The sequence below is a fragment of the Catenulispora acidiphila DSM 44928 genome (assembly GCF_000024025.1).
Lineage (GTDB): Bacteria > Actinomycetota > Actinomycetes > Streptomycetales > Catenulisporaceae > Catenulispora > Catenulispora acidiphila.
In genome coordinates this window covers 7,830,939-7,847,260 of sequence record NC_013131.1, presented here as the reverse complement: position 1 = coordinate 7,847,260, position 16,322 = coordinate 7,830,939, and the positions used below count along the sequence as shown (strand labels likewise).

14 protein-coding genes and 1 pseudogene are annotated in these 16,322 nt (G+C 70.1%); 8 read left to right on the top strand and 7 right to left on the bottom strand.

What is annotated here, in order from left to right:
• Positions 1-70: 70 nt before the first annotated feature.
• Positions 71-481, top strand: a complete 411-nt coding sequence (locus tag CACI_RS33685; RefSeq protein ID WP_015795366.1) for a RidA family protein — start codon at positions 71-73, stop codon at positions 479-481.
• A 120-nt stretch (positions 482-601) separates the two neighbouring features.
• On the opposite strand, the gene CACI_RS51635 is transcribed toward CACI_RS33685, so the two are convergent.
• The 4 genes from CACI_RS51635 to CACI_RS33665 all read right to left on the bottom strand — a co-directional run bounded on the left by CACI_RS51635 (position 602) and on the right by CACI_RS33665 (position 7,022).
• Complete coding sequence (locus tag CACI_RS51635; RefSeq protein ID WP_015795365.1) at positions 602-1,639, bottom strand: hypothetical protein; 1,038 nt, start codon at positions 1,637-1,639, stop codon at positions 602-604.
• A gap of 197 nt (positions 1,640-1,836) precedes the next feature.
• A complete protein-coding gene (locus CACI_RS33675) occupies positions 1,837-2,535 on the bottom strand; it encodes a response regulator (protein ID WP_041542972.1) in 699 nt (232 codons plus the stop codon).
• Positions 2,535-5,210, bottom strand: a complete 2,676-nt coding sequence (locus CACI_RS33670; RefSeq protein WP_015795363.1) for a sensor histidine kinase — start codon at positions 5,208-5,210, stop codon at positions 2,535-2,537. Before CACI_RS33670 ends, CACI_RS33675 begins: the two co-directional genes overlap by 1 nt.
• Positions 5,211-5,381: 171 nt before the next feature.
• Complete coding sequence (locus tag CACI_RS33665) at positions 5,382-7,022, bottom strand: amidohydrolase (RefSeq protein WP_015795362.1); 1,641 nt, start codon at positions 7,020-7,022, stop codon at positions 5,382-5,384.
• A 281-nt stretch (positions 7,023-7,303) separates the two neighbouring features.
• Here CACI_RS33665 and kdpF point away from each other — a divergent pair, with 281 nt between their 5' ends.
• From kdpF to CACI_RS33630, 6 genes and pseudogenes are all read left to right on the top strand, one after another.
• Positions 7,304-7,393, top strand: a complete 90-nt coding sequence (gene kdpF / locus CACI_RS47265) for a K(+)-transporting ATPase subunit F (protein WP_041540620.1) — start codon at positions 7,304-7,306, stop codon at positions 7,391-7,393.
• The gene (kdpA, locus tag CACI_RS33655; RefSeq protein ID WP_015795361.1) at positions 7,393-9,078 is read left to right on the top strand and encodes a potassium-transporting ATPase subunit KdpA; all 1,686 of its coding nucleotides are present in this window, start codon (positions 7,393-7,395) and stop codon (positions 9,076-9,078) included. Before kdpF ends, kdpA begins: the two co-directional genes overlap by 1 nt.
• Positions 9,078-11,223, top strand: a pseudogene (gene kdpB / locus CACI_RS48420) (potassium-transporting ATPase subunit KdpB). The gene kdpA and the pseudogene kdpB overlap by 1 nt, the downstream one beginning before the upstream one ends.
• A 15-nt stretch (positions 11,224-11,238) precedes the next feature.
• Entirely contained in the window at positions 11,239-11,889 is a 651-nt protein-coding gene (gene kdpC, locus CACI_RS54460) for a K(+)-transporting ATPase subunit C (RefSeq protein WP_015795360.1), read from the top strand.
• Positions 11,890-12,089: 200 nt separating this feature from the next.
• On the top strand, positions 12,090-12,782 hold the full coding sequence (locus CACI_RS33635; protein WP_015795359.1) for a response regulator: 693 nt from the start codon (positions 12,090-12,092) through the stop codon (positions 12,780-12,782).
• A gap of 131 nt (positions 12,783-12,913) precedes the next feature.
• Positions 12,914-13,255, top strand: a complete 342-nt coding sequence (locus CACI_RS33630; protein ID WP_015795358.1) for a hypothetical protein — start codon at positions 12,914-12,916, stop codon at positions 13,253-13,255.
• 194 nt (positions 13,256-13,449) lie between these two features.
• Here CACI_RS33630 and CACI_RS53040 read toward each other — a convergent pair whose 3' ends face one another.
• Complete coding sequence (locus CACI_RS53040) at positions 13,450-13,761, bottom strand: hypothetical protein (protein WP_143765485.1); 312 nt, start codon at positions 13,759-13,761, stop codon at positions 13,450-13,452.
• Between CACI_RS53040 and CACI_RS54455 the strand changes: the two genes are divergently transcribed.
• Positions 13,670-13,921 carry a DUF3761 domain-containing protein gene (locus CACI_RS54455; RefSeq protein WP_223297330.1) on the top strand — a complete coding sequence of 84 codons (252 nt, stop codon included), beginning with the start codon at positions 13,670-13,672 and terminating at the stop codon, positions 13,919-13,921. The two genes, CACI_RS53040 and CACI_RS54455, sit on opposite strands and share 92 nt — an antisense overlap.
• Before the next feature lie 81 nt (positions 13,922-14,002).
• On the opposite strand, the gene hemQ is transcribed toward CACI_RS54455, so the two are convergent.
• Both hemQ and hemG read right to left on the bottom strand, forming a co-directional pair.
• Positions 14,003-14,761, bottom strand: coding sequence for a hydrogen peroxide-dependent heme synthase (hemQ, locus tag CACI_RS33620; protein WP_015795356.1), 759 nt, complete (start codon positions 14,759-14,761; stop codon positions 14,003-14,005).
• Positions 14,762-14,805: 44 nt separating this feature from the next.
• Positions 14,806-16,272 carry a protoporphyrinogen oxidase gene (gene hemG / locus CACI_RS33615; RefSeq protein WP_015795355.1) on the bottom strand — a complete coding sequence of 489 codons (1,467 nt, stop codon included), beginning with the start codon at positions 16,270-16,272 and terminating at the stop codon, positions 14,806-14,808.
• Positions 16,273-16,322 lie beyond the last annotated feature (50 nt).

The window sequence follows — 16,322 nt, the reverse complement described above, 5'->3', positions numbered from 1 at the left end:
ACGGGGTACGGCGCGGCGGCGGTCGCATATTCACCTGCCGTCCCCTCGCGCACCCAGCACAATGCGCACTATGACCGACGACAAGCTCACCCTCCTCAACCCGCCCGGCCTGCACCCCACCTCCGGCTACGCGCACGTCACCATCGCCGCCGCGGGCCGCACCGCACACCTGGCCGGCTTGTGCCCGCTCGACGCCGACGAAAAAGTGGTCGCCCCCGACCTGGACGCGCAGATCGACCAGGTCGTGGCGAACGGCCTGGCGATCCTGGAGGCGGCGGGCGCCACCCCGGCGGACGTGGTGCGCTCGGTGATCTACGTGGTCAGCGACCAGAGCACGGTCCTGGCCGCAGCCTGGGCCCGCTTCATGGCATCGCCGCTGGCGCCGGCGCTCCGGACGGCGAGCACACTGCTGGGCGTCGCGGCGCTCGGATACGGCGGGCAGCTGGTCGAGGTGGACCTGACCGCTGCGCTGGACGAGTGACCGGCACAAGACACAAGGCACAAGGCACAAGACACGAGACACAAGACACGAGACACAAGACGAGAGCCCGGCGTTGCCGAACGCCGGGCTCTCGTCTGGCTGGAAAGTGTCCAGCGTCGATCAGCGCCGAGCGAACCGCTTGAGCAGCATGAATCCACCGGCTGCCAGCGCCAGCCCACCCGAGGCCGCACCGGCGAGCAACGGCGTCGACATGCCCGTGAAGGCCAGCCCGCCGCGCTTGACGCAGTCGCCTGACTTGCCCGCCGATCCGCAGCACCGGCTCTTGTCCGCCGCCGAGTGATCCGAGCAGCATCCCGCCGGGTGCGACCCGCAGCACGCATCAGCCTTCGCCGATCCGCAGCATCCATCCGGTCCGGCAGCCTTGTCCGAGCAGCAAGCGCCGCTGCCGCCCTTCCCCGCCCCGCAACAGTTCCCGTCCGACCCGGTCCCGCTCAAGCACCCGTGCGCAACGGGCACTTTCACCGGATCGCCAACAGCCGGGCCACCCGGGCCAGCCGGGCGAGCCGGGCCAGCCGGGCCAGCCGGGCCACCCGGGCCACCCGGGCGAGCCGGGTCCGCCGGATCAGCCGGGTCCGCAGGACCCGCCGGACTCAGCGGCGGCGTCGGTGCGGCAACCGGCGCGTGCGTCGGACGCCCCGAAGCCGGGTCCGGTGCCAGCGGCGCGTGCGCCACCGGGACGGGCCGCGGCGGGGGAGGCGGCATGAAGCCGTTGTAGTGCAGCGGAGCCGTGCGCACCAGGGTGCCCTCGCTGGGGACGGACGCCGTCGCGCGCGCCACCAGTGTGCGGAAGCCGACCGCCGCCGTGACCACCGAGGTGCACTGCAGCGACTGGTCCGGCTCCAGCGACAGATGCCCGTTCCGGCCCGCCGGGCAGACCACCGGCAAGGGACTCGGGTCCAGGTCCGTGAGGCTGATCGTGATGTCGCGCAGGTCGGCTTCGCCGGGGGTGTCGGCCAGCGTGATGTGCACCGTGTGCCGGGTGCCGACCAGGAGGCGCTGGTCCTGGCCGTCCATCGTGGCGGTCAGGGTCATGCCCGCGCCGCCGCCGGCGAAGGCCGGGGTCGTGCCGGCCGCCGTCGCGGCCAGCGCCGGGGCCAGGCTGATCCCGACCGCCAGCAGTAATCGCAAGGTACGCATGCTTCCAGATATGGGGAAGCTGGGGTTGCGTTATGTCTGGCGCGCCGTCAGTTCCCACCGATGGCGCACTCTCCGACCGCGCGTCCATAAAGCTGACCAACGGAGGTCTGCTGGTTGACCTGGGTCGTTCCCGATCCCGGAACGCCAGCGCCGCAATATACGTATATAAGGATTTTTCCAGGAAGCCAGTCCGAGCCTCACGGCTGAAACCGGTATCCCATCCCCGGCTCGGTCAGCAGATGCGCCGGCCGCGAAGGCTCTCGCTCCAGCTTGCGCCGCAGCTTCGTGAAGTGGAACCGCAGCAGCGGCGTGTCGTTCTCATACCCGTGCCCCCATACCTCGGTGAGCAGCTGGCGCGCCGACACCAGGCGCCCGGTGTTCTTCAGCAGCACCTCGACGATGCCCCACTCGGTGGGCGTCAGGTGCACCGTCGGCGGCACCGTCTCCGGCGCCTCCGGAACCCGGGTGATGGTGTGCGAGGCGACGTCCACATCGAAGTCCCCGACCCGCTGCACCGCCGTCTTCGGCGTGTTGCGGTCGGCGTGCCGGCGCGCCACCCGCAGCCGGGCCAGCAGCTCCTCCATCGAGAAGGGCTTGGTCAGGTAGTCGTCGGCGCCGGCGTCCAGAGCTTCGACCTTGTCGGAGGCGTCGGCGCGGCCGGAGAGCACCACGATCGGGACCTCGGTCCAGCCCCGCAGTCCCTTGATGACCTCGGCGCCGTCCAGGTCGGGCAGACCCAGGTCGAGCACCACCAGGTCGGGCAGCGTGCGCGCGGCGATGGCCAGCGCCGAGGTGCCGTCGATGGCGGTGACGACCTCGTACTTGCGCGCGGTCAGGTTGATCCGCAGCGCGCGCAGCAGCTGCGGTTCGTCGTCGACCACCAGGACCTTGATCATCATCGGGCGGGCTCCTCAGCGGCGGCGAGAGCGGCGGTGACCTCCACGTCGTGCTCCCCGTCGCCGGAGCCGTTGCCGGTACCGTCGCCGGAGTCATCCTCGTTCCCGGCCATACCCGCCGCCGGCAGCGAAACCACCATCGTCATCCCCCCGCCGGGTGTCTCCTCGGGCGTCAGAGCACCGCCCATGGCCTCCACCAGTCCGCGGGACAACGCCAAGCCCAGCCCGACTCCGGTCGTGTTGTCCCGGTCCCCAAGGCGCTGGAACGGGGTGAAGATCCGCTCCCAGTCCTCCGGCCGGACCCCCGGACCGCGGTCGGTCACCCGCAGCTCGACACGTCCGGCCAGCTCCGAGGCGGCGAGCAGGACCGGCCGGTTCAGCGAGCCGTGCTTGAGCGCGTTCGCGATCAGGTTCGCCACGGCGCGCTCCAGCAGTACCGGGTCGGCCAGGACCTCCGAGACCCCGGACAGGTCGCCGAACTCCACCAGGGAGCCTTCGATGCCCAGGCTGTCCAGCGCCATCGCCGCGACGTCCTCGATCGCGACGTCCTCCAGACGCAGGTTCAGCGCCCCGGCTTGCAGCCGGCTCATGTCCAGCAGGTTCTCCACCAGCCGGGAGAGCCGGTCCAGCGATTCCTCGGCGCCGGACAGCAGATCGGCGCGGTCCTCCTCGGACCACTGCACCGTGGTGTCGCGCAGGGAGGCCACCGACAGCTTGGCCGCCGCCAGCGGCGTGCGCAGGTCGTGCGAGACCGCGGCCAGCAGCGCCGTGCGCATCTTGTCCGCGGCTGCCAGCGGCACCGCTTCGGCCGCCTGCCGCGCCAGCCGCGAGCGCTCCAGCGCCACCGCTGCCTGCGCCGCGAACGCGGTCAGCACGTGCTGGTCGGCAGCCGGCAGCGCGCGCCCGCGCAACACCAGCATCGCGTCCGGACCGGCGTGCACCACCACGTTGCCCTCGCCGGGGGTGCGGCACGGCATCTCGCCGCCGGCCGAGGTCGCCGCGACGATCCGCCAGGCGTCCGGGTCGTCGGTCTCGTCGGGGAGCACCGGCGAGCCCGGCTCGACCCGCTCCAGCAGCGCCACCGACTCCATGCCGAAGGTCTCCCGGAACCGGCCCAGCAGCGCCCCGATGGCCTCGTCGCCCCGCAGCACCGAGCGCGCCAGCTCCGAGAGCGTCTCAGCCTCCGCCGACGCCTTCCCGGCGCGCCGCTCCTGGCGCGAGGCGAAGTCCACGACCGAGGCCACGATCAGCGCCACCAGCGCGAAGACCACCAGCGCCAGGATGTTCTGCGGGTCGTTGATGGTCAGCCGGTAGAAGGGCCGGATGAAGTAGTAGTTCAACAGCAGCGAGGCGGTCAGCGAGGCGAAGAACGCCGAGAGCAGCCCGCCCAGGCGCGCCACCGCGACCACGCCGGCCAGGAAGACCAGCACCTGGTTGGTCAGGTTCAGCCCGGAGCGCACGTTCGCCAGCACCAGGGTCAGCAGGATCGGCACGATCAGCCCGGCCACCGGTCCCCACCAGCGCGGTCCGGTCTCCGGCTGGCGCAGCACCCGCCTGGCCCACATCCAGCGGCTCTGGTCGGCTGCCGAGCGCTCGTGGGTGACCATGTGCACGTCGATGTCGCCGGACTGCTGCACCACGGTCTCGCCGATGCCGTAGCCGCCGAGGAACCGCTCCAGCCGCCCGCGCCGCGAGACGCCGATCACCAGCTGCGTGGCGTTCTCGGCGCGTGCGAACTGCAGCAGGGCGTTGGGGATGTCGTCGCCGACCACCGAGTGGAAGGTCCCGCCCAGGGACTCCACCAGAGCCCGCTGCTCGGCCAGCAGCGCTGGGGAGGCGCCGGTCAGCCCGTCGGAGCGGGCCACGTGCACGGCGAGCAGATCCGAGCCCTTGGCGCCGACCCGCTGCGCGATGCGCGCGCCGCGCCGGATCAGCGTGGCGCCCTCCGGTCCGCCGGTCAGCGCGACCACGATCCGCTCGCGGGTCTCCCAGACCTTGTCGATGCCGTGCTGGTCGCGGTAGCGCTGCAGCGCCTCGTCCACCCGGCCGGCGACCCACAGCAGCGCCAACTCGCGCAGCGCGCCGAGGTTGCCGGGACGGAAGTAGTTGGACAGCGCGGCGTCGATCTTCTCCGGCTGGTAGATGTTGCCGTGCGCCATCCGGCGGCGCAGGGCCTCCGGCGCCATGTCGATCAGCTCGATCTGGTCGGCCGAGCGCACCACCTCGTCCGGCACGGTCTCGCGCTGCGGGACGCCGGTGATCTTCTGCACGACGTCGTTCAGCGACACCAGGTGCTGGATGTTGACCGAGGCTATGACGTCGATCCCGGCCGCCAGCAACTCTTCGACGTCCTGCCAGCGCTTGGTGTTGCGCGAGCCGGGGATATTGGTGTGCGCCAGCTCGTCGATCAGCACCACCGAGGGCTGCCGCGCCAAGACGGCGTCGATGTCCATCTCTTCGAAGTCTGAGCCCCGGTACTCCATCCGGCGGCGCGGCACGATCTCCAGGCCGTCGACCATCGCCTGGGTGTGCGGCCGGCCATGCGTCTCCACGAAGCCCACGACCACGTCCCCGCCCCGCTCGGCACGCCGCTGGGCCTCGTCGAGCATGTGGTACGTCTTCCCCACGCCGGGAGCCGCCCCCAAGTAGACGCGCAGGTTGCCGCGTGCGCTCATCGCGCGTTCACCCCAGTCGCCACCATCACGGTTCCGATCGTCGCACGCGCGCAGGGGAGCGGATAACCGCCGGCGTTTGCATCACGTTTGCGATTGCCGCCGGGACCAGCATCGTGATCGGAACCAGCGAGCGCGGTGATCAGGACGATCGGGGGTCGTTGCGGCTGGCGCTCACGGCCGCGCGTACGGTCCCGCCGCGTGCACGACCGCGCCGCCGACCACCGTCAGCACCGACTCCACATCCGCGATCTCGTTCTCCGGCACGCTGAAGTAGTCCGCCGACAGCACCGCGAAGTCCGCGAGCATCCCCGGCTCCAGCGCCCCGCGCTGGTGTGCCTCGCCGGTGAACCAAGCACTCCCTCCGGTGAACAGCCGCAGCGCGAGGGTGCGGTCCAGGCGGTCCTCCGGGCGCCACATCTCCAGGCCGCCGAGTGTCGTGCCGGTCGTGAACCAGCGCAGCGCGCCCCAGGGATTGGCGTCGGCCATCCACGTGCCGTCCGTGCCGCCGCCGACCGGCACGCCGCGCGTCAGCATCTCCATCACCGGCTGCACGTGCCGGGCCGCCTCGGGTCCGTAGCGCTTCAGGAATTGCTCGCCCCGGTAGGCCATCCGGTGCTGCACCGTGATGCCGCCGCCGAGTGCCGCCACCCGGTCGATGGTCTGCGGACGGATCGTCTCGGCGTGCTCCACGGCCCAGCGCAGTCCGTCGAAGGGGACGTCGCGGTTCACCTTCTCCAACACGCCGAGGAAGCGGCTGATCGACTCCTCGTAGGTCGCGTGGAAGCTGAACGGCCAGCGGTTGCTCGCCAGCAGCCGGACCAGTGGCTCCAGGTGGCGTCCCATGGCGTCGGACAGCGCGGGGCGCGGCTGCGCGAAGTTGGAGAAGTCCACGCCGTCCAGCGTGAGTGCCTCGCCGATGCCGTTGAACCACAACATGTCGTCGTCGTGGAAGGTCACGCCGCGCAGCAGGGTGGCCAGCTCCTCGCGCTCCTCGCCGGGCCGGGAAGCCATGACGTTCAGCGCCGTCCGCACCGGCAACCGGTTCTGCGCACGCAGCGTCCGCAGCGCGTCGTAGCAGCCCGGGATGCCGGTCGCCCCGGCGTCGATGGCGCCGGTCACGCCGCGCCGGCTCAGCTCGCGCAGGAACCGGTCGGTGGAGCCCACCTGCTCGGACGGCTTCAGCTGCGGCGCGCCGAGTACGGCCAGCGCCAGGACCGCCGGGCTCGGCCGGGAGAGCAGCAGGCCGGTGGGGTTCCCGGCGGTGTCGCGCTGGATCTCGCCGCCCGGCGGGTCCGGCGTCGTCTGGTCGTAGCCCAGAGCCCGCAGCGCTGCCGCGTTCAGGAACGCCGCGGTGTCCAGGAAGACCACCAGCACCGGCACGTCCGCCGACACCGACTCGATCTCGGCCAGGGTGGGCAGCCGGTGCTCGGCGAACTGGGTGTCCGACCAGCCGCCGATCACCTGGACCCACTGCCCGGGCGCGGCTTCGGCGGCGCGCAGGGCGAGCAGCTTCAGCGCGTCGGCCAGCGACGGCACGCCGTCCCAGCGCACCTGAAGGTTCCAGCTGTTGCCGGCGTCGGTCAGGTGCAGGTGCGAGTCGTGCAGCCCGGGGACCACCACGCGGCCGGCCAGATCGACCACCTCGGTGTCCGGGCCGAGCAGCACCGCGGTCTCCCGGTCGTCGCCGGCCGCCGCGATCCGTCCACCGGCCACGGCCAGCGAGGACACCACCGTGTCGGCGGCGTCCAGGGTGTGGACGCGCCCGCCGCGCAGGATCAGGTCGGCGTGGCGGATCACCGGTATGTCGCTCATGGTTCGCACCCACCTGACGGCTCACGAAAAGTCGGGAACAGGCATCTCACGGATGGTAGGCGACCGGTCACCGAGCCGCATGTTTGGGCCGCGTGCGCATCGGCCTCCGGACCGTTTGCATCGCGCTTGCGGCTCCTGCCTGGGCTTTCTCCACCGGTTCACTGATCTGCGTCACCCCGTCCCCGAATCCAAGGAGCACCTGATGGCCGACGTGGTTTTCGTCGGGATCACGATCGCCTTCTTCGGCCTGCTGGCCCTGATCGTCAAGGGGGTCGAGCGTCTTGAGCGCTGAGAACATCATCGGCCTGATCGTGGCGGTCCTGCTGGTCGGCTATCTGATAGCGGCCCTGATCCGCCCGGAGAAGTTCTGATGTCGGACACGTGGGCCGGCGTGCTCCAAGTCGCCGCGCTGGTCCTCATGCTGGCCGTGTCCTACCGGCCGCTGGGCGATTACATGGCGCACATTCTCACCTCGAGGAAGCATCTTCGGGCCGAGTTGGCGCTGTACAAGACGATGGGCGTGGACGCCGAGGCGGACCAGACCTGGGGTACGTACCTGCGATCGGTGTTCGCCATCTCCGCCGTCGGGATTCTGTTGCTCTACCTGCTGTTGCGCGTCCAGCACCACCTGATGACGGCGCTGGGCATGCCGAAGATGAACGCCGATCTGGCGTACAACACGGCTGCCTCGTTCGTCACGAACACCAACTGGCAGAACTACGGCGGCGAGAACACGCTGGGCTACGTCGCGCAGGTGACCGGTCTGGCGGTGCAGAACTTCGTGTCGGCCTCCGTCGGCATCGCGGTGGTCGCGACCCTGATCCGGGGCTTCACGCGGAACCGGACCGATCGGCTGGGCAACTTCTGGGTCGACCTGACGCGGGTCCTGATCCGGCTGATGCTGCCGTTCTCGATCGTGTTCGCAGTGATCCTGGTCGCCGGCGGCGCCGTCGAGTCGCTCGGCAACCACCTGACCGTGGTGCACACGATCAACGGCGACCAGAACCTCTACACGGGCGGGACCGCGAGCCAGGAAGTCATCAAGCTCCTGGGCACCAACGGCGGCGGCATCTTCAACGCCAACTCCGCGCACCCCTTCGAGAACCCCACAGGCTTCACCAACCTGGTCGAGATCTACCTGCTGCTGGTCATCGGCTTCGCGCTGCCGCGCACGTTCGGCAAGATGGTCGGCTCGCACAGGCAGGGCTACACGATCCTGTCGGTGATGGCGATCATCTGGATCGGGTCGCTGGCGTTCTCCACCTTCTTCGAGGTGCATCACCACGGCATCGACCTGGCGAACGGGCACGCCGCGTTGGAGGGTAAGGAATCCAGGTTCGGCATTCCGGCCTCGACCCTGTTCATGACGTCCACCACGTTGACGTCAACCGGTGCCGTGAACTCCTGGCACGACTCGTATACGCCGTTCGGCGGCGGCGCGGCCATGTTCAACATGATGCTCGGCGAGATCGCGCCCGGCGGGACCGGCTCAGGGCTCTACGGCATGCTGATCCTGGCGATCATCACGGTGTTCATCGCCGGTCTGATGGTCGGCCGCACGCCGGAGTACCTCGGCAAGAAGATCCGCCCGACCGAGATGAAGTACGCGGCGCTGTACATCCTGACCACCCCTGCCGTGGTGCTGATCTTCACGGGTCTGGCGATGGCGCTGAAGGGTGAGACCGCCTCGATCAACTCCGGGAACCTGGGACCGGGCGGCGCTCCAGCGCCCCACGGTTTCTCCGAGGTCTTATACGCCTTCACCTCGATGGGCAACAACAACGGCTCGGCCTTCGGCGGTCTGTCCGGCAACACCCACTGGTGGAACACCGCCGGCGCGCTGGCGATGATGTTCGGCCGGTTCCTGCCGATGATCTGGGTGTTGGCGCTGGCCGGCTCGCTCGCCAAACAGAAGCCGGTCCCGGAGACCGAGGGCACGCTCAAGACCGCCTCGCCGCTGTTCGCGGGGATGCTGCTGGGCACCGTCCTGCTGGTGGTCGGCCTCACCTACTTCCCGGCCCTGTCGCTCGGGCCGCTCGCTGAAGGACTGCACTGATGGCAAGCAACACTGTGACGGCTGCCGCCCCCGCGCCGCGGACTCCGCAGCCGAAGCCGGGCGGTGAACCGCGCCGTGTCGGTGGCGGGTTCCTGGACCCGAAGATGCTCTGGAAGTCGCTTCCGGACGCCTTGAAGAAGCTCGACCCGCGGGTCATGATCAAGAACCCGGTGATGTTCGTCGTCGAGGTCGGCTCCGTGCTGACCACATACGAGGCCGTCACCAAGCCTTCGGTGTTCGCCTGGGTCATCACCGTCTGGCTGTGGCTGACCGTGGTGTTCGCCAACCTGGCCGAGGCGGTGGCCGAGGGTCGGGGCAAGGCGCAGGCCGCCACCTTGCGCAAGGCCAAGACGACGACGGTCGCCCGGCGCCTGGCGTCCTGGTCCCCGGGGCAGTCCGGTCCGGAGTCCGAGGTCGCCGGTACCGAGCTGCGGCTCGGCGACTTCGTGGTCGTCGAAGCCGGGCAGATCATTCCCGGCGACGGCGATGTGGTCGAAGGTGTCGCGAGCGTCGACGAGTCGGCGATCACCGGTGAGTCGGCGCCGGTCATCCGGGAGTCCGGCGGCGACCGTTCGGCGGTGACCGGCGGTACCAGGGTGCTGTCGGACCGGATCGTCGTGAAGATCACCTCCAAGCCCGGGGAGACGTTCATCGACCGGATGATCAACCTGGTCGAGGGGGCGAACCGGCAGAAGACGCCGAACGAGCTGGCGCTGAACGTGCTGCTGGCTTCGCTGACGATCGTGTTCCTGCTCGCGGTGGTGACGTTGCAGCCGATGGCGACGTGGGCCGGCGCGGCGCAGTCGCTGGTGGTCATGGTCTCGCTGTTGGTCGCTTTGATCCCGACCACCATCGGCGCGCTGCTCTCGGCGATCGGTATCGCCGGCATGGACCGGTTGGTGCAGCGCAACGTGTTGGCGATGTCGGGGCGTGCGGTCGAGGCGGCCGGCGATATCAATACCCTGCTGCTGGACAAGACCGGCACCATCACGCTCGGCAACCGTCAGGCCTCTGAGTTCGTCCCGGTCGCCGGGGTGGACAAGGATGCGCTCGCCGATGCCGCGCAGCTCTCGTCGCTGGCTGACGAGACGCCCGAGGGGCGCTCGATCGTGGTGCTAGCGCTGCGTTCAATGGAAGATCTGGCCGCTTACGGTCTGCGCGAGCGGCACACCGGTGAGCTGACCGGAGCGGAGTTCGTGCCGTTCACGGCGCAGACCCGCATGTCGGGGGTGAACCTGGCTGACGGCCACGAGGTCCGCAAGGGCGCCGGCAGCGCGGTCATGAAGTGGGTCCGCGACAACGGCGGGCACCCGACCGAGGAGGTCGGATCCCTGGTGGACGCGATCTCCGCAGCCGGCGGGACTCCGTTGGTGGTGGCCGAGCGTGCGCCCGGCCAGCCGGCTCGTACTCTCGGCGTCATCCATCTGAAGGACGTCGTCAAGGAAGGTATCCGCGAGCGCTTCGCCGAGCTGCGGGCGATGGGCATCAAGACGGTCATGATCACCGGCGACAACCCGCTGACCGCCAAGGCCATCGCCGAGGAAGCAGGAGTCGATGACTTCCTGGCCGAGGCCACACCCGAAGACAAGATGGCGCTGATCAAGAAGGAGCAGGAAGGCGGCAAGCTGGTCGCGATGACCGGCGACGGCACCAACGACGCCCCCGCGCTCGCGCAGGCGGACGTCGGCGTGGCGATGAACACCGGAACCTCGGCCGCGAAAGAGGCCGGGAACATGGTGGACCTGGACTCCAACCCCACCAAGCTGATCGAGATCGTCGAGATCGGCAAGCAGCTGCTCATCACGCGCGGCTCGCTGACCACCTTCTCCATCGCCAACGACGTCGCGAAGTACTTCGCGATCATCCCGGCGATGTTCTCGGTGGTCTATCCCGGGCTACACGTGCTGAACATCATGGGCCTGCACTCGCCGAAGTCGGCGATCACCAGCGCCATCATCTTCAACGCGCTGATCATCATCGGCCTCATCCCGCTGGCGCTGCGCGGGGTGCAGTACAAGCCGTCGTCGGCCTCGGCCCCTGCTGCGCCGCAACCTGTGGATCTACGGTCTGGGCGGTCTGGCGCTGCCGTTCGTCGGGATCAAGCTGATCGACCTGATCGTCATGTACATCCCCGGAATCCGGTAAGGAAGGGAAGGAACCATGTCTCGCATCTCCGCGCCGCTGAGGCGGCACCTGGCGGCGGTCCGCGCGATGGTGGTGTTCACCGTCATCCTGGGCATCGCCTACCCTCTGCTGGTCACCGGGATCGCGCAGCTCGCCTTCAAGGACAAGGCGAACGGCTCGCTCATCAAGAACGCCTCCGGCCAGATCGTCGCCTCCTCCCTGCTGTGCCAGCAGTACGTCGACAAGTCCGGCACCGCCCTCCCGCAGTACTTCCAGACCCGGCCCTCCGACGCCACCGACTCCGCCAACCCCACCGACCCCGGCTGCGACTACAGCTACTCCGCCGGATCCAACCTCGGCACCGGCAGCGCCACGCTGAAGCACACCATCGAGGGCCGCATCGCCTCCTACGCCAAGGCATACGACATCGACCCCGCCAAGGTCCCCGAGGACGCCGTCACGGCATCCGCCTCCGGCATGGACCCCGGCATCTCGGTGCAGAACGCCGACGACCAAGCCGCCTCGGTCGCCAAGGCGCGCGGCGTCGACGTGGCGACGGTGGACCAGTTGGTCAAGGACAACACCACCGGCCGCTCCCTGGGCTTCCTGGGCGAGGAGTACGTGAACGTGGTGACGCTGAACCTGGCGCTGGACAAGGAGCATCCGGTCGCGGCGGCTAAGAGCTGAGCTAAGAGCTGAGACACTCCCGTTGGTTTTGGGCTGATTGAATGGGCGCTGGACCGGCGAGTGCTCCGGGCCGCAGCGCGGTGCGGCCATTTGCATCGAGTCGGGCGGCGTTTGCATCGCGCGAGCAAGGTCCCGGACGGCGTACCGGGACTGTTGACTTGTCACGAGTGCCCGACTTCGCACGAGAACCGAGGGAGTCAGTGACCCGCATCCTGGTCGTCGACGACGAGCCGCAGATCCTGCGCGCCCTGCGCATCAACCTGAAATCCCGGACGTACGACGTCGAGACGGTGGCCAACGGCGTGGACGCGTTGGCCTCAGCGGCGCGCCGCCTGCCCGACGCGGTCCTGCTCGACCTCGGCCTGCCGGACATGGACGGTGTGGAGGTGATCCTCGGTCTGCGCGGCTGGACAACCGTCCCGATCGTGGTCCTGTCCGGACGCACCGACCCGCAGGAGAAGATCCACGCGCTCGACGCCGGCGCCGACGACTTCGTGACCAAGCCCTTCGCCATGGAGGAGCTGCTGGCCCGGCTGCGCGCGGTGATCCGCCGCCACCAACAGGCCAACGCCGGCGCGACCGGCGCCGAGACCAGCTCGGTCCGTCTGGGCAGCTGCGACATCGACCTCGTGGCGCACAGCGTGGCGCGCGGAGGCGATCCGGTTCGCCTGACCCGCACCGAGTGGGCGCTGCTGGAGGTCCTGCTGCGCCACCCCGGTCAGCTGGTGAGCACCTCGCGCCTGCTGGCGGACGTGTGGGGCAACAGCCACACCGGCGAGGCCGGATATCTGCGGTTCCACATGGCCCGGCTGCGCCGCAAGCTCGAGGACGACCCGCAGAATCCGCGACACCTGATGACGGAGTACGGGACCGGATACCGGTTCGTGCCCTGATATCCCTGCTGCCCTGACACCCCTGCATCCTTGATGACCCTGCCTCCCCGCCATCACTGATAACCCTGCATCCTCGGCATGCCTGATAACCCTGCTACAACCATCGCCGCCTGTCGGACGTCTGAGACGGTGTGCGGCAATCGTGGATCCTGATCGTCCTGGGCCTGCTCCTGATCGGGGGCGCGGCGTACGTCGGCCTGCACCACTCGCATCTTGACATCGACGTGGGCACCAGCGGCATCACGGTCGCCCACGTCCGCGTCGACTGCGGGTCCCCGCTGTCCCGGAAGTATCCGCTGCCGGCGGGACTCCAGTACCAGGGCAAGGGACCGTGCGCGTCCAGCACGGCGCTGGCGCGGCAGCTGACCGGCTCGGCTCTGGCGGCGGCCGCCGGGGTCGGATGCCTGGTCATGGGCATCACCGGCTTGGTACGGCGACCCGCTGCGGCGCCGAGCGCGGTGTCCGGCGACTGACCATGATCGTCGTGGCAAGCCGCCGAGCAGCGGCGATGGTCGACAGGACTTAAGCGTTTCCACGCCGCGCGATCAGTGCCAGGGTGGGGCTCCGGCCGGCGGCGGGCGTCGGCTTTCTGGGGAGGGAAACCCATGCTCCGCAACAGGTGGGTGCCGGTTTTAGCGTGCGCGATCGCGCTGTCGGCGACAGCTTGTCAGTCCACTGCTTCAGGGTCCGCGGGCGCTCCGGCTCGGGCGAAGGTTTCGCAGAGCACGAGCACGTCGGCGCCGGCTCTGGCTCCGGCTCCGGCGACCACGTCGACGACGTCGAGTGCGGCGCCGACGACGGCTGCGCCCTCGACGAGCACGCCGCCGGTGGTAGCGGCGCCGCCGAGTACGTCTTCGGCGCCCAAGCCGTCACCGTCGGCGCGCAGTGTGCCGACCACGGCGGCCGTCGCGCGGCCGTCCCACACGACCACGACCACGAAGGCTCCGGCCGCACCGACGTCCCACGCCGCGAGCTGCATCGACCACGCCACCATCGACGAGGGCTCGGCTACCTGTGGAGCCGGCGAATCGCATCCGTCGGGCGCGATGGCTCTGTGCAAGGACGGCACGTACAGCTACAGCACGACGCCTTCAGGCACGTGTTCGCACCACAAAGGCGTCGCGGTCTGGTACTACTGACCGGCTCGGGGCGGTGGCATCGGCATCGTCCGCCGCCCCGCCGCCCCGCCGCCCCGCCGGGGCGCGTATCCGGGCTCGTCGTTACGGCAGCGCCGTGACGATCTCGGTGATCGAGCGCCGCTTGCCGGTGTAGAACGGCACCTCCTCGCGCACGTGCCGGCGCGTCTCCGAACCGCGCAGGTGGCGCATCAGGTCCACGATCCGGTCCAGTGCGTCGGCCTCGAAGGCGAGGATCCACTCGTAGTCGCCGAGCGCGAACGCCGGCACGGTGTTGGCCCGCACGTCCGGGTACTCGCGCGACATCATCCCGTGCTCGGCCAGCAGGCGGCGGCGCTCGGCGTCCTCCAGCAGGTACCACTCGTAGCCGCGGACGAAGGGGTAGACCGCGATGTAGCCGCGCGGGGTCTCGTCGGCGACGAAGGCCGGGACGTGGCTCTTGTTGAACTCCGCCGGGCGGTGCAGCGCCATCTGGGACCACACCGGCTCGGTGAGGCGGCCGAAGGCGGTGCGGCGGAAGCGCTGGTAGGCGTCCTGCAGCGCCTCGGAGGTCTCGGCGTGCAGCCAGAGCATGAAGTCCGCGTCGTGCCGGAAGCCGGACACGTCGTAGCTGCCGCGCAGCACCACGTCGTCCTTGGCCAGCGTCTCGAGCAGGGTCTCCACCTCGGCGGCGAGGTCGGCGCGGGCGTCGTCGGAGGCCGGCAGGTCCTCGCGGACCTTGAAGACGGTCCACATCGCGTAGCGGGTGACCTCGTTCAGCTCCACCGCGCGCTTGCCGATGCGGACGTTGCTGACCACGCCGGCCGGGCGCTCGTCCTGGGTTTCGTTACCGCTGTCGCTCATGTCGCCATTCTTCCTTATGGGTGTACTGGGTTGTGCGCCCGGCGCTATGCGGGCCCGGCACTGATTTCGCGAGCGGCTCGCAGCGCCGAGGCGACGCACGCCGCGATCCCGACGCCGTCGTAAGCCGCCCCGCAGACCGCGAGTCCCGGCTGCGCCGCCACCGCCGAGCGGATCCGCTCCACGCGCGCCACGTGCCCGACCGCGTACTGCGGCAGCCCGCCGCCCCAGCGCTGCACGTGCCAGTCGACGGGCTCCCCGAGCGCGTCCGGCGCACCGAGCGCGATACGCAGATCGGCCAGTGCCGAAGCCGCCAGATCGGCGTCCTCCTGGTGCAGGTCTGCGGTCTCGCGATGCCGCCCGACGGAGGCGCGGACCACCGTCTTGCCGGACTCGGCGAGCCAGGACCACTTCACGCTGGAGAACGTCGAAGCCTTGATGAACCGGCCGTCCGCCGGCGGGACGAGGAAGCCGCTGCCGGCGGGGAGCGAGGCGTCGTCGAACACGAACGTCGCCAGCGCGACCGAGGCGTATTCGATCCCTGCGAGATCTGCCGCCGCGACCGGAGCGACGTCCTTCAGCAGACGCGAAGCCGGAGCGCCGGGAACCGCCACGATGACCGCGTCCGCCTCGTGCGCGCTCGGCGCGGGCACCGGACCCGACACCAGCCGCCAGCCGTCGGCCGTGCGTGTCAGTCCCCTGACCATCGTCTCGCGCCGGATGGTGACGCCCGCGCTTTCGCAGGACTCTGTCAGCGCCGCCGGGAACCGTCCCACGCCGCCGCGGACGCCCGCGAACACCGGCTTGGGGTTGGCCGCCGCGGACTGCGCCGCGAGGATCTTGGACACCGCTTCGTCCAGCGGCTCGCCCGACTCGTAGGCAGGGACAAGCGCTGGAACCGCGGCGCGCAAAGAGATTTCGTCGGCGTGCCCGGCGTAGACGCCGCCGAGCAGCGGCTCGACGAGCCGGTCCACGACCTCGCGGCCGAAGGTCTCCGCCACGTAGGCGCCGACCGCGATGTCGTCGGTCTCGGCCTGCACGCGCAGTACCGATCGGGACGGCAGCGCCGGTCCCGCCTCGGCGCGCCTGAGTCCGGCTGGCGAGAGCAGACCGGCCAGGACGCCCGGATCTCCGGGGACGCCCATCAGATGTCCCTTGGGCATCGGGACCAGTTCGCCGCGGCTCCACACCGACGCCGATGCCGTCGCCGGATGCACGATGTCGTCGGCCAATCCGACGGCCCGCGCCAGATCCACGGCCTCCGGACGGCGGTTCAGGATCGACTCGGCGCCGAGGTCCACCTGGACGCCGCCGACCTCGCCGAGCGCCAGCTTGCCGCCGAGGCGGGGCGAGCCTTCGAAGACGGTGACGGTCGCGTCCGGCAGCGCCTGCTTGACGTACCACGCCGCCGCCAGACCCGAGACGCCCGCGCCGATCACGGCGACCGAGCGCGGCCTCGCGCCGGGCCCGCGGGCTGACATCGAACCCTGAGACGACGTCTGCCCCGCACTCATCGCAGCCCCCTGTGTCGCACCCACCGCCGTGGTCCCTTCCGTGCGCGCGC